The following is a 23,702-nucleotide window of genomic DNA, read 5'->3' as shown; positions in this document are numbered from 1 at the left end:
ACAAAAAATAACAATATAAACAAGATGAGACTGAAAAACAAATTACTCCTGATCCTTGCATTCCTCCTGACAACGGTAAGCGGCTGGGGCGCAAAGGCTATAAGCACCCCGATTCCGGTTCTGCAGACAGACGGAACCCAATTGACAATTTTCCTTCATGGAGACGAGCACTTCAATTGGGTAACAACATCAGATGATGTATTACTGGTGCAGGTCGGAAAAGACTATTACATTGCCTCCGTCGCAAAGGATGGAACCTTGGCGGCCACCTCACAGCTTGCCCACGAGGCAGGCGCACGCCAAAGCGCAGAGCAAGAATTGATAAATTCTCAAGACAAAAATCTTTTTAATAAAAATGTCGAAAGAAACAAAAACAAAGCAAGAACCCGAGCAATCCCTATCGGAACACCTGCCACGCCCTACTTTCCTCATACAGGAAGCCCCAGGGCCTTGGTGCTGCTCGTGCAGTTCCAAGATGTGAAGTTCACGACTTCCGACCCCATTGCGACATTCGACTACTATCTGAATGCGAAGCCGGGAGACCCCGTCCCCGCCAACAACGACATCAACCAAAGCCGGCTTTACGGAAGTGTAAGGCAATACTTCCATGAGATGAGCCAAGGAAAGTATACTCCCCAGTTTGATGTGAAGGGAGTATTCACCATGCCGGAGACCTCCGTCTATTATGGCAAAGGGCGCAACGATCAACACTATCAAGAGATGATTACCAAAGCATGCGTACAGGCCGCCGCCGCAGGAGTTGACTTCTCGCAGTATGACCAGAACCATGACGGACTGGCAGACTTGGTCTATATCATCTATGCTGGTTACGGAGCAAGCGTCTCAGGAGATGAGGACGACCTCTGGCCAAAGTCTGGCGCCGGTTCATTCGGAACCTACGACGGGGTGGAAGTCTCGCGCTTCGGCATCAATAATGAACTAAACTTTCGGGCAAGCTATGTGCCTAAAGAAAACCCGCGATATCGAATCAACGGCATCGGGCTGTTTTGCCACGAGTTCTCTCACACCATGGGGCTCCCCGATTTCTATCCGATCGATCCCTCCGCACAGGTAGACAACCAGGCTTTAGAGTACTGGGACCTGATGGACGGAGGGGAATATGTGGACAACGGATATACTCCCACCCCCTATACTCCATGGGAAATGGAGGCCATGGGATGGATGAATCTTACGGAGTTGAGCGACTCCGGGGAGTACTCGCTGCGGCCTTTTGACGAAGAGCATAAGGCCTACAAAATTGCAAGTGGCATTGAGAACAACTCTGAATACTTAATCTTACAGAACATCCAGAATAATGGCTGGTGGTCAAAACTGTTAGGAAAGGGGATGCTCGTGTATCGAGTAGACTACCAAAAAGGAAGCATCAACATTGGCGATTACCCCAACAACACGCTGGGCAAGCCCGGGCTGACCATCGTTCCGGCCGATAAGCTGCTTATAACTTCTTACCGAGTATATGACCCAAAGACGGGACCTACCGCAACAAAGCCGTACAGCAAGGAAGAATACAACAACAGCCATCGGGGCGATCCCTATCCCGGCACATCAAATGTAACCCGGATTGAGAGAGTCGCCGTAAATGGGGGAACCATCGAAAAGCCAATCTATGAGATTACGGAAAGCACTGACGGCACCATCTCATTCAGCTTCTTGAAAGAACCTACGCCCACAGGAATAGCAAACATTGAAGCCGCGGGCAAGACCAAGGGCGAAAAGATATACACCCTTGACGGGCGATATGTGGGAACAGACTTCTCCAGTCTACCGAAAGGAGTCTATATCTATCAGCATAAGAAATATGTAGTCAAATAGGTGATAACGCGGCAGCCCTGATACTTTTACCGCCTTTAGCGTCTCGGATGCGGGCAGCACGAAAGATCATTTGGCATTGCCCCGATCGCAAGTGTCAGTAATTCCAGAGCCAGGCCATACTAAACAGTGAGAATGGAAAAGAAAGATTTAAGAGTCATTTTCATGGGGACCCCCGAGTTTGCGGTAGAGTCGCTGCGACAACTTGTCGAGGGAGGCTATCATGTGGTTGCCGTCGTAACACAGCCCGACAAGCCTGTTGGCAGACACCAAGAAACCCTACAACCCTCGGAAGTCAAGAAATATGCCTTGTCGCAGGGGCTTCCCGTATTGCAGCCGGCCAAGATGAAGGACGAGGCCTTCATCGAGGAGCTGAGAAGTTACCATGCCGACCTGCAGGTCGTCGTAGCCTTCCGCATGCTTCCCGAGGCCGTCTGGGCCATGCCACGGTATGGAACTTTCAATGTTCACGCCGCCTTACTGCCTCAATATCGTGGCGCCGCGCCCATCAACTGGGCCGTCATCAACGGCGAGACGCAGACTGGAGTTACCACCTTCTTCCTTGATAAGGACATCGACACGGGCCGCATTATCGACAGAAAGACATTCGAGATTCCCGACGACGCAAATGTAGAATATGTTTACGACGGCCTGATGCGCCTGGGCGCGCAGCTGTGCGTCGAGACAGTAGACAAGGTGATCGCAACCGACGGCCAAGTGCCAAGCATTCCGCAAGAAGATTCCATCGATTTAAAGGTTGCCCCGAAGATTTTCAAGGAGACTTGCCAGATTAACTGGAACCAACCAGCCAAGAAAGTCTATGACTTCATTCGCGGCCTGAGCCCTTATCCGGGGGCATGGACAACCATGTATCCAGTCGTCAACGACGGAAACGGGAGGTCGGTGCTCAAGATTCTCCACGCAAAGAAGACAGAGCAGCCCGCCGGCATGGAAGCCGGCACCATAAAGACAGAAAACAGGAAACTTTATATCGCCTGCACCGACTTCTGGCTCCAGATAGAAGAATTACAGGCCTCCGGAAAGAAGCGCCTACCGGCAAGGGACTTCCTGAATGGAATGCGTGATATAGATATATTCAGGGTCGGACGATAAAGATTACAAAACAAATGACACAAGCAGAAGATATCAGGAATGCCGTCGAGGTGCTAAGAAGAGGAGGTGTAATCCTCTATCCCACAGACACTGTATGGGGCATTGGCTGTGATGCCACCAATGCAGAGGCTGTGGCCAAGGTGTATGAGATAAAGCGCCGGGATGACTCCAAGGCCTTGATATGCCTTGTCGACTCAGACGGAAGACTCCAAAGATATGTCCGCAATGTGCCTGACATCGCATGGCAGTTGCTGGATGTGGCAGAAAAACCGATGACGGTGATATTGGACAATGCCATCAACCTTGCCCCGAACCTCATAGCAGAAGACGGTTCCATCGCACTCCGCATCACCCGGGAGCCTTTCTCCAAGGAACTGTGCTACAGATTTCAGAAAGCGATCGTAAGCACAAGCGCCAACATCAGCGGAGAGCCAGCGGCCCAGAACTATAGCGATATATCGCCGGAACTTCTGGAAGCCGTAGACTATGTCTGCACTTCCCGCAGGCAGGAGCACAAGCTCCACACGCCTTCGAGCATCGTAAAAATCGGTCAGGGCGGCGAAATAAGAATCATAAGGGAATAGTCATCACATGGAAGCAGCGATAGAAAAGAAAGAAACCCCGATGGAGAGGATCGTCAATTGGCGGAATCAGCACATACCTGATCGCCAGATGACGCTCATACTCTCTTTCTTCGTCGGCTTCTTTGCCTCCGTCGCCGCCCTTTTCCTGCATTGGATTATCCGGCAGATACAGATACTGCTCACGACGGGATTCACCATCACCAGCTACAACTGGCTCTACCTCCTGTTCCCCATCATCGGCATCTGGATTACCTCGATGTTCATAAAATATGTGGTGAAGGACAACATATCGCATGGCATCACCCGGGTGCTCTACGCCATTTCCACGAAAAACAGCCATCTGAAACGGCACAACTGCTGGTCGTCGGTCATCGCGTCGGCCATCACCATCGGATTCGGAGGTTCCGTAGGAGCCGAGGCACCGATAGTACTTACCGGATCGGCCATCGGCAGCAATCTCGGCCAACTGTTCCACCTGGAGAAGAAAAACCTGATGCTGCTGGTGGGCTGCGGGGCTTCCGCTGCCATTGCCGGCATCTTCAAGGCGCCGATAGCAGGACTGGTCTTCACGCTCGAGGTGCTCATGGTCGACCTGAGCATGGCCTCGCTGCTGCCCATTCTGATATCTTGCGTCACGGCAACCTGCTTCTCCTATATCTTCGTAGGCGACACCGCCCTTTTCAATTTCCACCTTGACAACGCATGGACACTGGGACGCCTCCCTGCTTACACCCTCTTCGGACTATTCTGTGGGCTGGTGAGCCTCTACTTCATGCGGACTATGACGGCCTGCGAGAATGTGTTCGCCAAGATGAAAGAACATCCTTACACCAGGCTCATCTTCGGCGGTCTCATCCTAAGTTCCCTCATTTTCCTCTTTCCGTCGCTGTATGGCGAGGGTTATGCAGCCGTCGAAGTGTTGCTGAACGGCAACAGCGAAGGCGACTGGATGAACATCATGAACAACTCGCTCTTCTATGGCCACGGCAACTTGCTCGTGCTCTACATCGGACTAGTATTGCTCACCAAGGTGTTTGCCACGAGTGCTACCAACGGGAGTGGCGGCTGCGGCGGAACCTTCGCGCCATCGCTGTTCATCGGAGCCTTCGCCGGCTTCTTCTTCTCGCGCCTCTGGAACATGTATCAGGTGGGGGTCTACATCCCCGAGAAGAATCTCACCCTTATGGGCATGGCCGGCCTCATAGCCGGAGTGATGCATGCGCCCCTCACGGGAATCTTCCTGATCGCGGAAATCACGGGCGGCTACCAGCTTTTCATGCCACTGATTATCGTGTGCGTGGTCTCCGTCCTCACAATCAACATCTTCGAACCCCACAGCATCTATGCCATGCGACTGGCCCGGGAGGGAAAGCTGCTCACCCACCATATCGACAAGTCGATACTCATATTGATGAACCTGGACAGCGTCATCGAGAAAGACTTTACCTCCGTAAATCCCGACCTCCCCTTGTCGAAGTTGGTAAGAGTCATCAGCGAAAACGACTCCGAATTCCTTCCCGTCGTCGACAAGGCGGGCACCCTGCTGGGAGAGATAGACATTACGAAGATTCGCCACATCGTCTTCCGCACTGAACTTTACAACCGCATGACGGTAGGACAACTGATGACCAAAGCTCCTGCCACTCTCGGAATGAACGACCCCATGGAGGAGGTAATGAAGAAATTCGACACCACGAATGCCAATTATCTGCCCGTCGTAGACATCAACAAGATCCTCGTAGGCTACATTTCCCGCGCCCGCATGTATTCGATGTACCGCAAGCTCGTGGCCGACTTCTCGGCCGAATAGTATAAACAAGAGGATTACACGCTGTTTGTAAGGGTGTTACACGCAGTGTGTAATCACATTCCACGCAGCGTGTAACATCCTGATTTGCCGTCATCCGGTTTCCGAATCGCCACATAAAAGAAGGCCCGACGCTACAAGCATCAGGCCTTCAGGAATCATCCGCTCCTCACAGATATTAGTCCGGATTGATGTCCCAGCCCACGGCACTCGCACCGAGCACCGCTGCCGACGATCCGTCCAGCACGCTGATCAGGAAACTTCGGCTTGTCGCGGAAGATGGTCAGCGAGTGTTCCTTATAGCTCTTTACAAGCGGCTCCATCAGCAGGTCGCCGGCCTTCGTCAGTCCGCCGAAGAAAATAAACGCCTCCGGAGACGAGAATGCCGCGAAATCGGCACAAGCCTCGCCCAGCATCCCGCCGGTAAACTCATATACTTCCTTTGCCAAGGCATCCCCCTCGCCGGCAGCTATCGACACCTCGAGAGAGGTGATGTCCTCCGGCTTATACTCTCGCAGCAGGGACGCGTCATCGCGCGTGGCGAGAAATTCCCTTGCCGTACGCGCAACCCCTGTTGCCGAGCAATATGCCTCCAGACAGCCGTTACGGCCACAGCCACACGGCCGCCCGTTCTCACGACGCATGATGACATGGCCCAGTTCGCCGGCAAAGCCGTCGCAACCATAAACCACCTGCCCGTTGATCACTATGCCCGAGCCCACACCGGTGCCAAGGGTGAGCACGATGAAGTTCTTCATTCCGCGGGCTATACCATAGGTCATTTCGCCAATGGCGGCCGCGTTGGCATCATTGGTAAGGGCGACCGGAATGCCCAGAGCCTTCGAGAAGAGGTCGGCCAAGGGAACAACACCCGTGTGGCCCCACTTCAGATTGGGGGCAAACTCTATGGTTCCCGTATAGTAATTGCCGTTAGGAGCACCGATACCCATCGCCTTGATATTGTCAATGCCTCCCACCTGATCTACGATTACATGAACAGCCTCTACCGAAGCAGCCACATAATCCTCCACATTCTCATAAGCCTGAGTCTTGATAACAGTAGTGGCCTTGATGTCGCCACGGCTGTCTACGATGCCGAATACTGAGTTCGTACCACCCAGATCCAAACCGATTACATACGGTTTTAATTCATTGTTAGCTTCCATTTCTAATATTTTGTCTGTCTTTTAGTTATTCGTTTCCTCATACGCAAAGGTAAAGAAAAAGCCAGACTAAACAAAGAATATTCAGGATTATTTTATCCGAGGAGGTGGTTTTTTCGTTCTCCGCCTTTCTTTTTTCAATAATAATTTGTATTTTTGCACCCGATATGCCGTTCCCGTTTCAAATAGACATCTTGGATCTCATATTCAAAGGGATCTTGATTGGTATTATCGCCTCTGCCCCGATGGGGCCTGTAGGGGTGCTTTGCATACAGCGCACCTTGAACAAAGGCCGCTGGTATGGGTTCGTTACGGGCGTCGGAGCGACTGTCAGCGACATCATCTACGCGCTGTTCACCGGTCTCGGAATGAGCTTCGTGATGAATCTTATCAGCGATCCTACCAATCTTTTCTGGCTCAAGATCATTGGAAGCGTCGTGCTGTTGGCCTTCGGCGTTTACTGCTATCGCAGCAATCCCACCCGCAAGATACATGCAAGCAGCAAGAACAAGGGCACACTCTGGCACAACGGAATTACCGCTTTCCTGATCACTTTCTCCAATCCGTTGATTATATTCCTATTCATAGCGGTCTTCGCCCAGCTCACCTTTGTGATCCCCCATAGACCTATAGAGATGACCCTGAGCTATCTGAGCATCGTCGGCGGTGCCCTTCTGTGGTGGTTCGGGCTTACTTGGCTCGTAGACAAAATAAGGGGAAAATTTGACAACAACGGTATACTCATTATTAATAAGGTGATAGGCTGTGTCGTGATATTGGTCTCCCTGATCATACTCGTCGGCACGGTATTCAATCTTTACTCATTAACATCCTACTAATGTTTATCGCTCAGGAACTACGCAAGAAAAGCATTGCCGAATACCTGCTCTACATGTGGCAGACTGAAGATATCATCCGTGCCTACGGATGCTCGCTGGTCGTGCTCAACCGGGAATACATCAGCCGGTTCGACTACGACGAAGAGCGGAAGGAGGAACTGAGAGACTGGTATGGAAACCTCATCCGCATGATGAACGAGGAGGGCAAGCGCGAGTATGGGCATCTGCAGATCAACGAAGTGCTCCTTAAGGATGTCATCGATCTGCACCGCAAGCTCCTGCAATCAAGCAAGTTTCCATTCTACAACGCAGCATACTACAAGGTGCTACCTTTCATTGTCGAGCTGCGCAACAAGGGAGACAAGGAGGTCGACGAGATAGAGACCTGCCTCGACGCCCTTTACGGCGTGATGCTGCTGCGGCTGCAAAAGAAGGAGATAACGGCCGAGACGGAGCGTGCCGTCAACGAGATCTCCACCTTCATCGGCCTGCTTTCCGACTATTATATAAAGGACAGGGATGAAGGCTTAAAATTCGAGGACGACTGAATATGAACATTTTAGTTACAGGTGCCAACGGACAGCTCGGGAACGAGATGCAACTGGCCAGCAAGAACTCAAGAGACAACTATATCTTCACGGATGTCTGCGACGGGTATCGGAAGCTTGATATCACCGACCTTGAGGCCATCCGCAAGGAAGTCAGGGACAACGACATCAAGTGCATCATCAACTGTGCGGCATGGACAAATGTCGACAAGGCCGAGACCGCCGGCGACATTGTGGAGACACTGAACGCCACGGCACCGGAGAATCTGGCCAAGGCCATGAAGGAAGCGGGCGGCCTCCTGGTGCATATCTCCACGGACTATGTCTTCGGAGCAGACCCCTATAACACGCCTTGCAACGAAGAACAGCAGGGAAATCCCACAGGAGTGTACGGCCAGACAAAGCTTCACGGAGAGCGGAAAATCATCGCCACGGGCGCAGATTACCTCATTTTCCGCACCGCATGGCTGTATAGCGAGTTCGGGCACAACTTCCTGAAGACCATGCTGAACCTCACTTCCACGAAACCCCAGCTAAGAGTGGTCTTCGACCAGACGGGCACCCCCACCTATGCGGGCGACCTCGCCGAGGCCATCTTAGATATTATAGATAACCGGAAGTTCGCCGGGAACAGTGGCATTTACCACTATTCGAACGAGGGCGTGTGCAGTTGGTACGACTTCACGAAGCAGATTGCCGAGATTGCGGGGCACACCGCATGCGACATCCAGCCCTGCCACAGCAGCGAATACCCCTCGCCGGTTACCCGGCCGGCATACAGCGTGCTCGACAAGACCAAGGTGAAGAACACCTTCGGCATCAAGATTCCCTACTGGACAGACTCGCTGAAAAAGTGCATCTCCAATATAAAGTAACCTCATGAACGAAATAGAAAGAAGAAGAACCTTTGCCATCATCTCGCACCCGGACGCCGGCAAGACCACCCTCACCGAGAAGTTCCTGCTCTTCGGAGGACAAATACAGGTGGCCGGAGCCGTCAAGAGCAACAAGATTCGCAAGACGGCGACCTCCGACTGGATGGATATTGAGAAACAGCGCGGTATCTCCGTGTCGACCTCCGTCATGGAATTCGACTATCACGACTACAAGGTGAACATCCTCGACACCCCTGGCCATCAGGACTTTGCCGAGGACACCTACCGCACATTGACGGCCGTAGACTCGGCCATCATCGTCGTCGACTCCGCCAAAGGCGTCGAGACCCAGACCCGGAAGCTGATGGAGGTGTGCCGGATGAGGAACACGCCCGTCATCATATTCGTCAACAAGATGGACCGCGAAGGCCGCGATCCGCTCGACTTGCTGGATGAACTGGAGCAAGAACTCAACATCCATGTCCGTCCTCTCTCATGGCCGATCGGGCAGGGAATGAGGTTTAAGGGTGTATATAACATCTATGAGCAACAGCTGAACCTGTTTACCCCGAACAAGCAACGGGTTACGGAGAAGGTTGCCGTGGATGTCCGGTCGAAGGAACTCGACCGGCATGTAGGCGAAAGGGAAGCCCAGCAACTGCGGGAAGACCTTGAGCTGGTGAACGGCGTCTATCCCGAATTTGATGTCGACACCTATCGGACGGCCGAAGTAGCGCCCGTCTTCTTTGGCAGTGCCCTCAACAACTTCGGCGTGCAGGAACTGCTCGACTGCTTCGTGGAGATTGCTCCAAGTCCGAAACCCACCAAGGCAGAGGAGCGCATGGTGGCTCCGACGGAGGAAAAGTTCACCGGCTTCATCTTCAAGATTACCGCCAACATCGACCCCAACCATCGTTCCTGTATCGCATTCTGCAAGGTCTGCTCCGGAAAATTCCAGCGCAACCAGCCCTATCAGCACATCCGATTGGGCAAGACGGTGAGGTTCAGCAGTCCTACCCAGTTCATGGCGCAGCGCAAATCGACGATAGACGAGGCTTACCCAGGCGACATCGTGGGCCTTCCCGACAACGGAATCTTCAAGATCGGAGATACGCTTACCGAAGGTGAGACCCTTCATTTCCGCGGGCTTCCCAGCTTCTCGCCCGAGTTATTCAAGTATATCGAGAACGACGACCCGATGAAATCCAAGCAGTTCAGCAAGGGTATCGAGCAGCTGATGAACGAGGGCGTAGCCCAGCTCTTCGTCAACCAGTTCAACAACCGCCGCATCGTGGGAACCGTGGGGCAGCTCCAGTTTGAGGTGATACAATATCGCTTGGAGAACGAATACAACGCCAAGTGCCGCTGGGAGCCGGTACATCTCTACAAGGCGTGCTGGATTGAGAGCGATGACCCTGCCGAATACGAGAACTTCAAAAAGCGCAAATATCAGTATATGGCCAAGGATCTGGAAGGCCGTGATGTGTTCTTGGCCGACAGCGGCTATATGCTGAGCATGGCGCAGCAGGACTTCAAGCACATCAGGTTCCACTTCACGAGCGAGTTCTGACAATCTCCCTAAATACGGGAGGCTGTCTCCCGCGCGACAAAATCGCCGAGATTGTGCGACGAAATCGCCGAGATTGTCTGACAATCTCGGCGATTTTGTCAGGGCATAGGCTATCTTTCTGAATCCGACTGACCGCACGGGGAATCACAGGAGATCGCTCCCTGTTTTGCCACAAGCGGCTTGCAGCACCAGCGGGACACCTTAATCATGACAGCCATCCCGGGCACTTCCTTCAAGAGATAATACTTCTTGCTCGATCGCACGAGCTTTCCGGAGAGACCTTTCAGCGGGCCGTGCTCTACCGAAACCGGCGTTCCGACCTTCAGCCTGGCCTCTTCTCCGGAAAGATACTTGCGCATCTCAAGCTCCGGATTACACATCAACTGGAACTCCAACATCTGGCGGTGAGGAATCTCATAGTATCCGGGGTTATCCTTCGCCTTGCGCAGGATGCTCAACTTATAGGGAACATCTGCCAGGATTCTGCAAGTTTCCTGCTCGGAATAGTCTTTCCGGATGAAGAGCAGATTCCTCACCACAGGCATCAGCACATGCCTCACGAGCTTCCCCGCCCTCATGACATCACGATATTCCATCGGGACAAAACAGGAAAGGCCTTTCGCTGTCAACAAATCGACAAGCTCATGCTGGCGGGTCGTGAAGAGGCGGGCGGCATACCAGTTCTTGCCGTCTTCCTCCACCCTGCCTCCCCAATCAGGAACGGCCGGCGCCTTTTCGTGCAAAACATCCGGAGAGAATTCGTCCATCTTCACTCGTTTTAGATACAAAGGTAACTTTTTTTAGTGAAAATCGACAGGGTTCGCGAAATTATTTATAACTTTGAAAAAACAAAACAGGCATCATGAAACAGCTGAAGACACTCGTATACTTCTTCTTCCTACTGATTCCGAATCTCGCATCAGCAGCTGAAGACGAGTTTGTGAGAATCACTTCCGAGAGCCAGCTCACGGATAGCGCGGTCTATCTAATCACCTGCAAGGACGACACGGGATACCGGAATCTGAAATGCCAACGCTATCCGAACAATCGGATAGACAGCATCCTCATGTTCGAGAGCACCGCCGCCTATGCCTCGCTGCCGGAGCTGAAGGAGCACACCCTGCTCTTCAGGATGATCCGAAAGGACGGACACTGGCTCTTGCGGAACACGGAAAACGAGCGATTCGTAGGCGAGGTCAATGCCACGGTTATCCAGCAGCAGCAATACATGAACCTCTTCCTGCACGGCAAGAATGCCGACAGCAAGTTTTTCATTGGCCTTGAGAAGAACAAAAAAGGCACTCAGATTCTGATAGGCGGCAAGAGCCTGAGATACAATATGGATGCCGAGAGCTTCCGGCTGATGGCCAAAGGCAATACCACCATGACCTATGCGGAACTCTACTGCATATCGGGAAGCAAGCCTGCAGAGGCCTTGACTTTAAGCCAGGACCGGGAATTAGGCAACCAAGACTTCGTCGGGACCGTGAAATTCGAACGCGTTTTCGAGAGCGGATATTACAACACGCTCTTTCTGCCGTTCGATGTCAGCCATCCCCAGGATGCCTTCGGCCCCGGCACCACCTGCTACAAGCCCTCCTCATCCACAGACAGCACGGTTACTTTCACAAAGATGGGCATGAACGAAAGCTTGAAAGCCAATACACCTTATTTAATACATGGCACCTTCTCGGGGGCTCCCTATACTTTCTACAACATAGATTTCCGACATCAAGAAGCCGACTCAGTCGTTGAAACAACCCTCGGACCTATCACCATCCACGGCATCTACAAGCTCCGGAAGGTGGGCGGAAGCAGAGCCTTCATACTCTATCAGAAAGGATTCTATGCCTGCACGAACCTCAAATCGATGACCGTAGAGCCCTATAAGTGGTATCTGACCTGCGGCCAAGGCAACGGGAGCAAGCTGGCCTTGCTGCAAATTGACGGAGAGACCCTGGATATTCAAGGCTTGCGGAGGGATCAGCCCCAAGGCGATTTGTCTGTCTACACCCTGCAGGGCATCAAGACTGACGGCAACTGGAGCCGCCTGCCGCAAGGAGTCTACATCCAGAACGGAAAGAAAATGGTCAGGCGTTGAGCCAATCGCAATAACCCAAATGGGGCTTGTCTCACGACAAATCCCATTTATTTTACTAAAACTAAGTTAACCACTAAAAAAAACTAATCTTATTGAAAGTTATAGCATGTTGTTAACATAACAATGCAAATATACAACAAATGTCTCAAGAAACAAAGCTTTTTGAAACTTTTTTATCCACAGAAAGATGAAATTATAAGAAAATCTGGCTGATTCTTCTATGAGAATCAGCCAGACAAAATACATCTAAAAGAGTGTTACCTTAGAATCTATAGCCAAAAGTCAGCAACAATTGATTGCGCTTGAAACTCACATCCGACTTCTTTACCACATTGCTCTCGCTGGCATTTTGTGCATAATAGCTCATGAATGGGAAGAATTCCCCATCCGTCTGGCTATACTGATAGGCCAGGTCGATGCTGAACTTCTTAATCTGATAGCCTATACCCAGCGTGAAGCGGTTGGTAGACTTCCAGTTCGTATAGTCGGTAGAAGTCGCGTAAGCAGTACCCGGTGATACGATTGAACCGTCACGGAAACCATCCTCCTTGAATACCGCAGACACGAAATTGTAACCCAAACGGAGCGACAAGGGCTGGATGGGCTTGTATTCCAGGCCGAGTTTCAGGGTATGAACTCCCTTAAGGGTTGCCTTCGTGTGGGCGTTCATGTTGCCGTCGCTGCTGCTTTCTTCATAATATGAGCCGTACCAAGCATCATAATAGCCGCCGTCGTTGATACGGTTATCGATGGTGCTATAGTCTGAATACTCATAAGTAGCACCAAGGGCAAGGTAACTTCCGACCGTATGCCCGAGGCCAAAACCAAACTTCCAAGGAGTATACACCTTATAGTCATAAGTCGCGGAATTACCCTGATCTATATGCCCTTGCTCATCCGTCATCGTAACATCGCTATAGCCTTTCATACTCAAGTCATAGAACACCGGAGTATTGACATACAGACCGATACGGAACGGAGACTCTTCCACGGGACGAAAAATGACCCCGGCCTTGACATCGAAGCCCGTACCGGTAATCTTCAGATCCTCCCAAGCCTCAGAAGTCTTCGGTTGTACGGGAGATCCGGGAACCTCCGCGAGATTCTCCGTGTAGTAGCTGTTGCTGCGATAATTCACATCATGCAGCCCGAAGGTAAGTCCCAGATACCAGCGATCCTTGATGTTCCCGCTGACCGTAAAGTCATATTCTCCGATATAACCTTTCTGATACTGCCCAAAGGCATAGGCCGTGGCATCATAATAATCCATATATTTCTTGCCGCCAGCCCCCTCCTTTGTCAGTATCTTCTCGTAGTTGGCATCCACGCCGTTCCACGCCCCTTTACCAACCATCGAGTATTTAATTGCCGAAAGTTTGTTCTGAGACGCGTTCTGCAATGCTCCCGTGGTCGTGAGAATCTGGTCGAAGTTACGACTCTTATGGTAATTGAATCCCAGATTCAGGAATGATTTGTACCCCGTACGGTTAACCCAGACAAAGCCGATCTGGTCAAAACTGGCATTGACTTTATCCCCTTTGATCTTCGCATTGATGCCGTTTCCCGATATATTGGTGCTTTCGCCGGTCTGGGCAACAAGCCCGGCGGAGAGACTGATCTGGTTGGAGCGGAAAAGACCGATGCCGGCCGGATTCGTGCTCATGGTCGAGAGGTCTGCCCCAAGACCTTCCATAGCTCCGCCCATACCCACATAACGAGCCGTTCCATTCAATTCATTACCAATAAGTTTGGTATCCTGATAAGTCTCTTGGGCAGCCATTGGCATAACTGGGAACACCAATGCCGCAATCAATAAATATTTAGTTTTCATTTGTCTTGTAAGTTTCTAAAGTACACAACATTGTCTATTATCTGCGACCGCCGCCAAAATGACCGCCGCCGAAGCTGCCGCCGGAGCGACTACCACCACCGAAGCTTCCACTGGAAAAACCTCCGCCGAAGCTGCCGCCGGAGCGACTGCCGCTATAGGACGGGACGCTGCCCGGACTTGACGGGGTATAGGAACGGGTGCCGCCAAAAGAGCGATCGGAAGAGTTGCCGGCGCTTCGGGAGGGAGCTTCCACCCGCCCGCCGAACGAACGATTTCTGTCGCTGCGCCCGCTATAGGTATTGGTTCTTCCGACATAGGTCCCACTATTACCATGGTCGAAATTCTTTCCGGGCCCCTTCCAGGTACGCGCCCCGGTGTAGCCTTCTGCCCCCGTGTAATGATGGACGATGTAGCCGCCTCCCCAATAACCGGGATATCCCCAGCCGTAATAGCCTCCATAGTATGGGTAGCCCCAGCCATAATAGCCATAGTAAGGACGCCCCCAGCCATAATAACCATAGCCGTAGTACCATGGATCATACCAAGGATCGTACCAACCGGCATAGCCGTAATACCACGGATCATACCAACCATGGCGCCAATAAGGGCCGAAGCCCCAGCGGTAACTGTAGAGCCATGGGTCATAGAAGCCGTCCCAGCGATTCATGTAGCGGGAACAAGCGTAATCATCGCCGTCTATGAGCGTGTCATAATACTTCCCGACGAAAGTAGTATCGACATAGACAGAGTCCGGATAAACACCCTGCCCCTTCTTAAACTCAATAATATCGTTGCCCTTTGCGTCGGTTCCGATTTTCTGATAATGGCTCCAATACTTACCCCGACGATTATATTCGTCGACATCGCGGCTGCTGCCCACATAATAAGCAGGCTTGTCCGCAACCTTATCTTGACTGGAGCTGACTGTCTCGGCCATCTTCTTCGGTGTGAAGTAAAGGTCGTCGTCCTGAGCCATCAGCGATAATGGCATCGCTCCAACGAGGACTGAGAGAAGAATCGTTTTTTTCATTTTCACTACTCCTTATTATTATATCTACTTATTTACGATACAAAAATAGCACCAAAACCAATACAAATATACGGAAAAACCCTAAAGCGTGATAGGTTTTTCCCTATTTTTTGTATATTTGCAGTGTTTTTTTAACTTTAGGTCGAACAAGCAAAAATTACCGTCATGAAATATATAGTTGCTGATTTTGATATTCGCTGCGATGCCAACTTGCTGCAGACCTGCAAGGACCTGCTCGCTGACATGGCCGGCAATGCCGGCTTCGAGTCGTTCGAGGAGACCGGAAGCAATCATCTGAAAGGTTATGCGCAGAAAGACCTTTTCTATCGACACGCATTAGACGAGGCCATAAAGGACTTCCCCATCGAACAGGTGGAGATCAGCTATACATTAGAAAATGTGGAAGACAAAGACTGGAATGCCGCATGGGAGGAAGGCGGGTTCGAGCCTATCAACATACAGGACAAGGTGCTCATCTTCGATGCCAAGCAGCCTTTGGGAAGCTTCCACATCCGGAAATCAACCCTTCCCATCGCCATCGATGCAAGGCTGGCCTTCGGAACCGGCACCCATCAGACCACCCGGATGATTGTCTCGGCACTTCTGGAGCTTGACATGGAAGGCAAGCGGGTGCTCGACTGCGGATGCGGAACGGGCATCCTCTCCCTCGCAGCCTCAAAGCTCGGGGCCAAGGAGTGTATTGCCTACGACATCGACGAGTGGAGTGTGGAAAACACCAAGCACAACGCCGAGATCAACCAGGTTGCCAACCTGTCGGTATTCCACGGCGACGGGCGTGTCATATCGCACATCAACGGGGTCTTCGACATCGTAATGGCAAACATCAACCGCAATATCCTGCTGGCCGACATGGAGAAACTCAAGGAGGTGATGAGCTCGTCCGCCACCCTTATCCTTAGCGGATTCTATGAAGAGGACATCCCGCTCCTGACCGAAAAGGCCTCTTCGTTAGGACTCGAAGAAACGGGAAAGAAGACCGACGGGGACTGGGCGTGCCTGCTCCTGCAAAACAGAAAACTCTGACTGTTTTCCCCTGTGCCGGATATTCACAAAAACGAATATTTATTCAGATCGCCCTTGAGGCTCTTTCGACCGGCCGCCCTCACTCTGGCAGGCCCGCTCCCCGAAAATCGAATATGGCCCGCCCCAGGGGCGTATTTAACATTCGTTAACATTCAAGGCGGCCCTTAGAATCCCGGAAAACAGCGCCAAACCGGGCTATCAACCGCTTTTCATTCGGCTTTTTGCGGCAAAAAGGCATGTAAAAGGCCGTCTCCGGCAAGGCTTCTAACGGCAAAAAGGAGGGTGAAAAGCCGCTTTTTGCTCTTTCAAGAACATCTTTCTGAATAATTATACAGTTTCATTCAGAAAACTGGATATAATTTTCACGCTGAAAACAGGAGGTTTCGCAAGGTCGGGAAAGGCTATTTTTCTTCTTCCTCCGACCCGATTGTCAACCTCTTCAGATCATAGAAAGAACCGTTGTAGATGTTGAAGTCCACATATCCTTTTATGCCCGGCAACCGCCCGGCATCAGTATGCTGCCAGAATTTCCACGCTCCCTTATAGGTAACTTTCGGCACATAATAGTGGGCAATCCAGTAAGGATAGTCGTCGAATACCGGAGCCGAGAGATACTTCTGCTTGAAAGTGTGATAGGTATAGAGGATGGGCTTCACATGATACCTGTCTTCCACGATGTGCAGCCACGAAAGCACATTGCGCTGGAAGTCCTCTATATCCACATTCTTAGGTGCATGCTCGATGTCGAGAACCGGCGGAAGATCGCCCTCTTCCAGGTGCACCTGCTTCAGGAAGTAATAAGCCTGCTCACGGGCGGTGGACTTATTGCTCCAGAAATGATACGCCCCACGCAAAAATCCGTATTCGCGAGCCTGATAAAAGTTATCATTGAAGTTCTCGTCTACGCTCGAACTGCCCTCCGTGCTCTTAATGATAATGAAGCGGAGAGGGCACCCGTCAATCTGCGCGGACTTCAATTCCTCCCAATCTATGGTGCCTTGATAATGCGAGATGTCGATTCCGTGAATCTCATATCCTTCCGGATAATTGGCATCGCCATAAAGAGCCCGCCAGCGAAATCCCGTAGGCCCGACGAAAAAATAATAAAAAGCCCAGATATAAAGGACGACAATGGCCACAGCGCCCACTACATATGCCCAGCGAGGATATCTGGTGAAAAACTTGGGAAGATGAACATGAGCATGACTATTCGCCCGATGATGCCTTCTGGTCGATGAAGAACCCTTCTTGCCTTTGTTCGTCTTGCGAGTAGTCACGCTCATAAATGTTCATAGGTAAAGCCATGCCCGTTCCGAAGAAGGGCAGCACCTGTTATTATAATTACTTCTTACCCTGCTCCAGCGCAAGCGTGCGGGTGGTGCGGTCTGATACGGAGGCAGGCCCCCAATACTGGATAGGACCGGGATAGACATAGCAGGTTTCCTTTGCCCACTGCGTACGCTTCAAGGCAAATTTCTGGAAAGGCGCGCCCTCGAGGTCGACCAGGGCCTTGCGGATAACCGGCTTCATCTCGCCATTGCGACGCTCCATATTCATCATCATGGTAATGGGCACGCCTCCTGCACGCCACTCGTCCGTAGGCTCACTGAGGTTCTTCACGATAGCCATATAGCCTGTCTTGCCGTTGGCAATCAGCTGGACGGCGCTCACGCCGAGGGCATAGCAGTAGTCGGCATCGAAGTTCGACGGAGCCGCACAACGGCCCTCATAGCCGAAGAAATGATGCAAAGCCGCGAAAGTTCCCACAAACCTGCCCTCTTTCTTCCACAGGGCAAGCTTGTCGGCAACCATGTCTGAGATCAGCTTCTCCGTCTCTATGAGCGACACCTGCACATTTCCGTGAGGGTCGCGGTCGAGTGAAAGCTGGCGGGCCACATCTGCCGGCAGCGTCTCGAATGTCTCCGCATTCTCCTTGGAGAGATGCGCGACGATGTATTTCTTCTGTTCTTCGGGCTCAAGATTCTTGTAATCGTCGCCATGGGCGGCCAGAAGATCGTTCAATTCATCGATAAGACGACCGATGGAAGGAATAAACTCGATAAGCCCCTCTGGTATGAGAACGACGCCGAAGTTGTTGCCGTCGGCGGCACGCTGGGCAACGGCCGTGGCAATCTGCTCCACGATCTGATTCAAAGTCAAGTCGTTCTTCTCGATTTCCTCCGAAATCAGGCAGATGTTGGGCTGTGTCTGAAGAGCGCACTCCAAGGCGATGTGTGAAGCGGAACGCCCCATCAACTTGATGAAGTGCCAATATTTGCGGGCAGAGTTGGCATCACGCTCGATGTTGCCGATGACCTCGGAATAGGTCTTGGTGGCCGTATCGAAACCGAAAGAAGCCTCTATCTGGTCATTCTTCAGGTCGCCGTCGATGGTCTTAGGCGCTCCAATTACCTGAACGCCATAGTTCTTGGCGGCATAATATTCGGCCAATACGCAGGCATTCGTGTTCGAGTCGTCGCCACCGATGATGACGATGGCCTTGATATCAAGCCTGCGGATAATCTCCAGGCCTTTCTCAAACTGGCTTTCCGTCTCAAGTTTGGTACGCCCGGAGCCAATCATGTCGAACCCGCCCGTGTTCCGATACTCGTCGATAATCCCTGATGTGAGCTCTATATAGTCGTGGTCTACCAAGCCGCCGGGCCCCATGAGGAAACCATAGAGCTTGTTTTCCGGATCCAATTTCTTAACAGCGTCGAAGATTCCGCTGATTACATTATGGCCGCCAGGAGCCTGGCCGCCTGAAAGGATGATACCGACATTCAACTTCTGTGAGTGTTCCTCCTCGCCCGGGACGAACTCCACGAGAGGCATTCCATAAGTGTTAGGGAACAACTTCTTGATTTCCTCCTGGTCGCCTACACTCTGAGTGGGAGTGCCTTCGTGCACTTTTACAGCACCCTGAAGACCCTTTGGCAGTTTTGGCTGATACGCAGCTCTCTCTCTCTGCAAAAGACTTTTTTTCATTTTTACCTTAATTTATTTTGTTATATATAACTTACCTTCTACCACTAAGCCTTATAAAATCTTCGCAAAGATACTCATTTTCCGTGATATGGGGAAAGAATTGCAAGAGAAAACAAAGTTTTCAAACATTTTTTTCGATGTAAGTATTGTTTTTCCCAATTTTTTCCTAACTTTGGAAAAAATTACTATTTCACATATCATGAATAATAAAAGAGATTTAAAACGGACCATCAACTACATCTGCAGTGATTTGTTTGCAGAATGCGTGGCGGCTTCCCTCTATTCCGGAAAGCCCGATCAGGAAAATGTAAAAGCCTTGCTTGCCTCGATTCTCAACATCCATACAAATTACATCTGCCGCGTATCCCATCCTGAACCGGGAATGAAAAAGAAACTTTACTTTCAGGATCTCATCAAGAACTTCAACAAGGATGTCAGCGAAGTGATTGATCAAATCAATGCAATGCAATAATTTTGATATGCTAAGAAAGCTCTGCAGCTGGATACTATATACCCAAATGGGATGGCGCAAGGAAGTAACAGTACCCCTTCCCAATAAATTTATAATCAGTCTTGCTCCCCACACCAGTAACTGGGACTTTCTCATCGGGCAGTTATATACCCGCTCTGAAGGTATCAGAATCAACTTCCTGATGAAACGAGAATGGTTTTTCTGGCCATTAGGAGCCCTATTCAAGTCCATGGGAGGCATCCCCGTATGGCGGGACAAACACACGAGCATGACCGACAATCTTGCCAACGAGGCCATTAAGAGCGACGCCTTCCGACTGTGCATCACGCCAGAAGGGACCCGGTCGCCAAATGCCGACTGGAAGAAAGGCTTCTATTACATCGCCCTGAAAGCAAAGATTCCCATACTCCTCTACGGGGTCGACTATGAGAAAAAATGCATCCAGTGTACCCGAAGCCTTATTCCTACAGGAGATTTCGATAAGGAAATGAAAGAGATAAAGCTTTATTACAAAGACTTCAGGGGAAAGATTCCCAAGAACTTTATCATAGGAGACACTAAATAAGAATGCGCGAAAAGATTGTTTTTACGATAATAAACCTGCTATTATTCAGCTCTCTTGCGACTTTCTCGCAAACTAACACATTGGACGAGAAGACAGAAAGAAAGCTGAACCACTATTTTCTGAACTATCATTTTAAGGATTATGCCCCGTCGCGACAGGCTCGCATGATCAAATATAACATTGACAACAGGTCCCAAATCATAACGATTCATACCAACGAGCACTTTGCCAATCAGAATTTTGACGAAAAACTCGTAAAGAAAATATACAAGAAAATCCGAAAGGAACTTCCTCCTCCCTATAGAGACTATCGCATCAAGGTGGTTACGAACGGGATGACCATCGACCAACTCATTGTCAGGCAATCACCAATTTACGATGCCGTCCGACAAGTCTGGGGGAAAATTGAATACAAAGGCAAGCCTTGGGTAGAGAATATGGACAAACCTCACCAAGTTACCCAAGGACTTCAAAACCGCCACATGACAGTCTATGCGTCTCACGGCTGTTACTACGACCCAGACAAAGGCATCTGGAAATGGCAACGCCCTACTCTTTTCGGCACGACGGAAGATCTGTTCACCCAGACCATCGTAGTGCCCTACCTCATTCCGATGCTGGAAAATGCCGGAGCTGTTGTCTACACCCCCCGGGAAAGAGACTGGCAAACTAACGAAATCATAGTAGACAACGATGGCACCCCGGCTGGCTCTTCCTATCAGGAATATACATATTCCGGTTCTTGGAAAACCACCAAAGGCAAAGGCTTCCGCTTTCATTATGGTGCTTATCTGGATAATGAAAATCCCTTTAATGCCGGTTCCGCCCGACAAATCAAGGCCACCAAGAAGCCCGCGAAGACAAGCTTTATATCCTATAAACCCAACTTCCCGGAAGAAGGCAGATACGCAGTCTATGTAAGTTACCAGACCCTTCCTAAGAGTGTAGACGACGCAGAATACATCGTATACCACAAAGGACTGGAGACGCACTTTAGGGTCAACCAGCAAATGGGCAGCGGGACTTGGGTCTATCTGGGAACTTTTGAATTTGCCAAAGGCATTAACGACCTCAATCGCGTCATCCTTACCAACCACTCTTCGGGAAAAGGCGTGGTAACCGCTGACGCCGTTCGCTTTGGCGGAGGCATGGGAAATATACAACGCGGAGGAAACATCAGTAGAGTTCCACGGGCTCTGGAGGGCGCAAGATACTTCGCCCAATGGTCGGGAGCGCCCTATTCCGTCTATGGGAGCAAGGGCGGAATGAACGATTATGGTGATGACATCAACGCGCGGCCATACATGACCAACTGGCTCGCGGGCGGCAGCGTGTATGTTCCCGCTGCTGAAGGGCTGGGCGTTCCCTTGGATTTATCCCTGGCGCTACATAGTGATGCGGGATTCGCTCCTAACGGCAAGGACCTCGTGGGATCGCTTTCTATTTGCACGACAGACTTTAACGACGGTAAATTAAACGCCGGAATTTCCCGACAGGCATCGAAGACATTGGCACAGACATTGCTGGAAAACCTCACGGAAGACATAGGATATAAGTTTGGGAAATGGCCCAAAAGATATCTATGGGATAGAAATTACTCTGAGACAAGGAACCCGGAGGTGCCTTCTGCCATATTGGAGATGCTCTCACACCAGAATTTTCCCGACATGATCAAGGCTCAGGATCCTAATTTCAAGTTCACGATGGCAAGGTCTATATATAAGTCCCTTCTCAAGTTTGAGGCCTTACAGCACGGGGTCAGCTATGTCGTGGAGCCCCTGCGGCCTACTAACTTCTCCATCGAGTTCGTCAAGGGCGCGCCCAATAAGGTCAGACTGAGCTGGGATCCGCAAGAAGACCCACAGGAAGAAACCGCCCGCCCGACCTCCTATAATATCTATACGGCGAGTGGAGAAGAAGGTTTCAATAATGGAATCAACACCGCGTCTACCGCATGCGAGCTACAGTTGGCTCCTGACCGGCAATATAACTTCAAGGTTACTGCGGTCAACTCCGGGGGCGAGAGCTTCCCGACGGAAGTCCTGTCGGCAGTATATCATCCCGGGGCTACACAGACCATACTGGTCGTAAACGGATTCCACCGGCTCTCCGCCCCGTCGGTCATAGACAACGACACCCTTCAGGGATTTGATTTAGACCGCGACCTCGGGGTTTCATACGGACTGACAGCCGGATGGAACGGCCGCCAGACCGACTTCAAGAAAAGCAAGATGGGGATTGAAGGGCCGGGAGGATTGGGCTACGGAGGCAACGAACTGGCCGGACACTTTATTGCCGGGAACGACTTCAACTATGTAGTTTCGCACACAGAGGCCATCGCCAGCGGAAAGAAATACAACATTGCGAGCTGCTCCAGCAAAGCTGTAGAAAGCGGAAAAGTCAGCATGCGGCAATATCCATGTGTTGACTTGATATTAGGATTGGAGAAATATTCCCCCACGGCACTCGTGAGCTACAAGACCTTTCCCACGCAAATACAGAGCGCACTGCGCGCTTATACGGCTGCCGGCGGCAACCTGCTCGTAAGCGGTTCCTATATAGGATCCGACATGCAGACCGCAGGCGAGCAGGGATTTCTCGGTAGCGTCTTGAATGTGAAATATACAGCCAGCGACAGTCTGACGACAGAGCCTTCCGTAAAAGGCCTGGGTACAAGCTTCGACATCTATCGGGAATTCAATAAATACCATTACTCGGCCGCTCATCCGGAAATCTTAAACCCGGTCGGGACATCCTATTGTGCCATGCAATATGCTGATGGCAATTCCGCGGCAGTTGCCTGTGAGGGCGACAAAAGCCGGACTTTCGTGATGGGATTTCCCTTTGAATGTATCAAGTCTAAGAGCCAAAGGGAACTGATCATGCAAGGAATCATGAACTTTCTAATGAAATAACATAAAATTGAGGACTATGTATAAAATTCAAGCAAACCAATCAGGCACCAGAAGTATAGAGGTATCAGAACAGCACCTCAGTACCCTCCACAAGTATGCTCTGCTGAAAAATCTCGTGGATAGCAATGGTTTTATCGACGAGACCGTACTCGACAAGCTGAAATTCAATGTCCGCTCCATGCTCGAATCAGAAGCCGGAAAAGACAAAGAGCTCCTCGACCTGTGCCTCGATATAATCTACAACAGCAATATGAAGGCCTTCGGACTTCACCAACTGGTATTGCTCTACATTGACTGGAAGCAGAAACAGAGCGGCAAAATACCGGAAAAAGGAACTGAAGACTAAGGATATGGGAACTTGAGAGAATACAAACTGACTGATTTTCTTCCGAGAACCAGGAAAGAATGTGGGCTCAGAGAGTAAGAC

19 protein-coding genes and 1 pseudogene are annotated in these 23,702 nt (G+C 50.9%); 14 read left to right on the top strand and 6 right to left on the bottom strand.

Annotated features, from left to right (window positions below):
• Window positions 1–24: 24 nt before the first annotated feature.
• From C7120_RS08230 to C7120_RS08215, 4 genes are all read left to right on the top strand, one after another.
• Window positions 25–1,833: a M6 family metalloprotease domain-containing protein gene (locus tag C7120_RS08230; RefSeq protein WP_107621130.1), complete on the top strand. Its 1,809-nt coding sequence runs from the start codon at window positions 25–27 to the stop codon at window positions 1,831–1,833.
• A 132-nt stretch (window positions 1,834–1,965) separates the two neighbouring features.
• On the top strand, window positions 1,966–2,943 hold the full coding sequence (gene fmt / locus C7120_RS08225; protein ID WP_107621129.1) for a methionyl-tRNA formyltransferase: 978 nt from the start codon (window positions 1,966–1,968) through the stop codon (window positions 2,941–2,943).
• A 14-nt stretch (window positions 2,944–2,957) separates the two neighbouring features.
• Window positions 2,958–3,527: an L-threonylcarbamoyladenylate synthase gene (locus tag C7120_RS08220; protein ID WP_107621128.1), complete on the top strand. Its 570-nt coding sequence runs from the start codon at window positions 2,958–2,960 to the stop codon at window positions 3,525–3,527.
• A 7-nt stretch (window positions 3,528–3,534) separates the two neighbouring features.
• Window positions 3,535–5,337 (top strand): chloride channel protein, encoded by a 1,803-nt coding sequence (locus C7120_RS08215; protein ID WP_107621127.1) that lies wholly within the window; start codon window positions 3,535–3,537, stop codon window positions 5,335–5,337.
• Window positions 5,338–5,512: 175 nt separating this feature from the next.
• On the opposite strand, the pseudogene C7120_RS08210 reads toward C7120_RS08215, so the two are convergent.
• Window positions 5,513–6,500: pseudogene (locus C7120_RS08210) on the bottom strand (ROK family protein).
• A 164-nt stretch (window positions 6,501–6,664) separates the two neighbouring features.
• Here C7120_RS08210 and C7120_RS08205 point away from each other — a divergent pair.
• The 4 genes from C7120_RS08205 to C7120_RS08190 are packed head-to-tail and all read left to right on the top strand — an operon-like array spanning window position 6,665 to window position 10,329.
• The gene (locus C7120_RS08205) at window positions 6,665–7,336 is read left to right on the top strand and encodes a LysE family translocator (protein WP_107621126.1); all 672 of its coding nucleotides are present in this window, start codon (window positions 6,665–6,667) and stop codon (window positions 7,334–7,336) included.
• The gene (locus C7120_RS08200; protein WP_107621125.1) at window positions 7,336–7,884 is read left to right on the top strand and encodes a DUF4924 family protein; all 549 of its coding nucleotides are present in this window, start codon (window positions 7,336–7,338) and stop codon (window positions 7,882–7,884) included. The genes C7120_RS08205 and C7120_RS08200 overlap by 1 nt, the downstream gene beginning before the upstream one ends.
• A gap of 2 nt (window positions 7,885–7,886) precedes the next feature.
• Window positions 7,887–8,759, top strand: a complete 873-nt coding sequence (rfbD, locus tag C7120_RS08195) for a dTDP-4-dehydrorhamnose reductase (RefSeq protein WP_107621124.1) — start codon at window positions 7,887–7,889, stop codon at window positions 8,757–8,759.
• A gap of 4 nt (window positions 8,760–8,763) precedes the next feature.
• Window positions 8,764–10,329, top strand: a complete 1,566-nt coding sequence (locus tag C7120_RS08190) for a peptide chain release factor 3 (RefSeq protein ID WP_107621123.1) — start codon at window positions 8,764–8,766, stop codon at window positions 10,327–10,329.
• Between the two features lie 110 nt (window positions 10,330–10,439).
• Here C7120_RS08190 and C7120_RS08185 read toward each other — a convergent pair whose 3' ends face one another.
• Window positions 10,440–11,096, bottom strand: coding sequence for a UpxY family transcription antiterminator (locus C7120_RS08185; protein ID WP_107621122.1), 657 nt, complete (start codon window positions 11,094–11,096; stop codon window positions 10,440–10,442).
• A gap of 95 nt (window positions 11,097–11,191) precedes the next feature.
• Here C7120_RS08185 and C7120_RS08180 point away from each other — a divergent pair, with 95 nt between their 5' ends.
• The gene (locus tag C7120_RS08180) at window positions 11,192–12,430 is read left to right on the top strand and encodes a hypothetical protein (RefSeq protein WP_107621121.1); all 1,239 of its coding nucleotides are present in this window, start codon (window positions 11,192–11,194) and stop codon (window positions 12,428–12,430) included.
• A 262-nt stretch (window positions 12,431–12,692) separates the two neighbouring features.
• On the opposite strand, the gene C7120_RS08175 is transcribed toward C7120_RS08180, so the two are convergent.
• Both C7120_RS08175 and C7120_RS08170 read right to left on the bottom strand, forming a co-directional pair.
• On the bottom strand, window positions 12,693–14,261 hold the full coding sequence (locus tag C7120_RS08175; RefSeq protein WP_107621120.1) for an OmpP1/FadL family transporter: 1,569 nt from the start codon (window positions 14,259–14,261) through the stop codon (window positions 12,693–12,695).
• 37 nt (window positions 14,262–14,298) lie between these two features.
• On the bottom strand, window positions 14,299–15,291 hold the full coding sequence (locus tag C7120_RS08170; protein ID WP_107621445.1) for a hypothetical protein: 993 nt from the start codon (window positions 15,289–15,291) through the stop codon (window positions 14,299–14,301).
• A gap of 165 nt (window positions 15,292–15,456) precedes the next feature.
• Between C7120_RS08170 and prmA the strand changes: the two genes are divergently transcribed.
• Window positions 15,457–16,335 carry a 50S ribosomal protein L11 methyltransferase gene (gene prmA, locus C7120_RS08165; RefSeq protein WP_107621119.1) on the top strand — a complete coding sequence of 293 codons (879 nt, stop codon included), beginning with the start codon at window positions 15,457–15,459 and terminating at the stop codon, window positions 16,333–16,335.
• Window positions 16,336–16,736: 401 nt separating this feature from the next.
• Here the strand turns inward: prmA and C7120_RS08160 are convergent, their stop codons facing one another.
• Both C7120_RS08160 and C7120_RS08155 read right to left on the bottom strand, forming a co-directional pair.
• Window positions 16,737–17,618, bottom strand: coding sequence for a glycoside hydrolase family 25 protein (locus C7120_RS08160; RefSeq protein ID WP_107621118.1), 882 nt, complete (start codon window positions 17,616–17,618; stop codon window positions 16,737–16,739).
• 58 nt (window positions 17,619–17,676) lie between these two features.
• Window positions 17,677–19,323: a diphosphate--fructose-6-phosphate 1-phosphotransferase gene (locus tag C7120_RS08155; RefSeq protein ID WP_107621117.1), complete on the bottom strand. Its 1,647-nt coding sequence runs from the start codon at window positions 19,321–19,323 to the stop codon at window positions 17,677–17,679.
• Window positions 19,324–19,522: 199 nt separating this feature from the next.
• Between C7120_RS08155 and C7120_RS08150 the strand changes: the two genes are divergently transcribed.
• From C7120_RS08150 to C7120_RS08135, 4 genes are read left to right on the top strand one after another with little or no spacing between them, the layout of a single operon-like run.
• Window positions 19,523–19,795, top strand: a complete 273-nt coding sequence (locus tag C7120_RS08150) for a hypothetical protein (RefSeq protein WP_107621444.1) — start codon at window positions 19,523–19,525, stop codon at window positions 19,793–19,795.
• 7 nt (window positions 19,796–19,802) lie between these two features.
• The gene (locus C7120_RS08145) at window positions 19,803–20,360 is read left to right on the top strand and encodes a 1-acyl-sn-glycerol-3-phosphate acyltransferase (RefSeq protein ID WP_107621116.1); all 558 of its coding nucleotides are present in this window, start codon (window positions 19,803–19,805) and stop codon (window positions 20,358–20,360) included.
• 2 nt (window positions 20,361–20,362) lie between these two features.
• A complete protein-coding gene (locus C7120_RS08140) occupies window positions 20,363–23,275 on the top strand; it encodes a fibronectin type III domain-containing protein (RefSeq protein WP_107621115.1) in 2,913 nt (970 codons plus the stop codon).
• A gap of 16 nt (window positions 23,276–23,291) precedes the next feature.
• Complete coding sequence (locus C7120_RS08135; RefSeq protein ID WP_107621114.1) at window positions 23,292–23,621, top strand: hypothetical protein; 330 nt, start codon at window positions 23,292–23,294, stop codon at window positions 23,619–23,621.
• The last annotated feature ends 81 nt before the right edge of the window (window positions 23,622–23,702 follow it).

The organism is Prevotella sp. oral taxon 376 (assembly GCF_003043945.1).
In the GTDB taxonomy this organism is placed as follows: domain Bacteria; phylum Bacteroidota; class Bacteroidia; order Bacteroidales; family Bacteroidaceae; genus Prevotella.
This window is presented reverse-complemented; position numbering and strand designations above follow the sequence as displayed.

Coding starts and splice junctions, on each gene's coding strand:
- C7120_RS08190 (WP_107621123.1), top strand. CDS start 8,764: ATGAACGAAATAGAAAGAAGAAGAACCTTTGCCATCATCTCGCACCCG.
- C7120_RS08185 (WP_107621122.1), bottom strand. CDS start 11,096: ATGGACGAATTCTCTCCGGATGTTTTGCACGAAAAGGCGCCGGCCGTT.
- C7120_RS08145 (WP_107621116.1), top strand. CDS start 19,803: ATGCTAAGAAAGCTCTGCAGCTGGATACTATATACCCAAATGGGATGG.
- C7120_RS08140 (WP_107621115.1), top strand. CDS start 20,363: ATGCGCGAAAAGATTGTTTTTACGATAATAAACCTGCTATTATTCAGC.
- C7120_RS08175 (WP_107621120.1), bottom strand. CDS start 14,261: ATGAAAACTAAATATTTATTGATTGCGGCATTGGTGTTCCCAGTTATG.
- C7120_RS08170 (WP_107621445.1), bottom strand. CDS start 15,291: ATGAAAAAAACGATTCTTCTCTCAGTCCTCGTTGGAGCGATGCCATTA.
- C7120_RS08205 (WP_107621126.1), top strand. CDS start 6,665: ATGCCGTTCCCGTTTCAAATAGACATCTTGGATCTCATATTCAAAGGG.
- fmt (WP_107621129.1), top strand. CDS start 1,966: ATGGAAAAGAAAGATTTAAGAGTCATTTTCATGGGGACCCCCGAGTTT.
- C7120_RS08230 (WP_107621130.1), top strand. CDS start 25: ATGAGACTGAAAAACAAATTACTCCTGATCCTTGCATTCCTCCTGACA.
- C7120_RS08150 (WP_107621444.1), top strand. CDS start 19,523: ATGAATAATAAAAGAGATTTAAAACGGACCATCAACTACATCTGCAGT.
- C7120_RS08135 (WP_107621114.1), top strand. CDS start 23,292: ATGTATAAAATTCAAGCAAACCAATCAGGCACCAGAAGTATAGAGGTA.
- C7120_RS08160 (WP_107621118.1), bottom strand. CDS start 17,618: ATGAGCGTGACTACTCGCAAGACGAACAAAGGCAAGAAGGGTTCTTCA.
- C7120_RS08200 (WP_107621125.1), top strand. CDS start 7,336: ATGTTTATCGCTCAGGAACTACGCAAGAAAAGCATTGCCGAATACCTG.
- rfbD (WP_107621124.1), top strand. CDS start 7,887: ATGAACATTTTAGTTACAGGTGCCAACGGACAGCTCGGGAACGAGATG.
- C7120_RS08220 (WP_107621128.1), top strand. CDS start 2,958: ATGACACAAGCAGAAGATATCAGGAATGCCGTCGAGGTGCTAAGAAGA.
- C7120_RS08215 (WP_107621127.1), top strand. CDS start 3,535: ATGGAAGCAGCGATAGAAAAGAAAGAAACCCCGATGGAGAGGATCGTC.
- prmA (WP_107621119.1), top strand. CDS start 15,457: ATGAAATATATAGTTGCTGATTTTGATATTCGCTGCGATGCCAACTTG.
- C7120_RS08180 (WP_107621121.1), top strand. CDS start 11,192: ATGAAACAGCTGAAGACACTCGTATACTTCTTCTTCCTACTGATTCCG.
- C7120_RS08155 (WP_107621117.1), bottom strand. CDS start 19,323: ATGAAAAAAAGTCTTTTGCAGAGAGAGAGAGCTGCGTATCAGCCAAAA.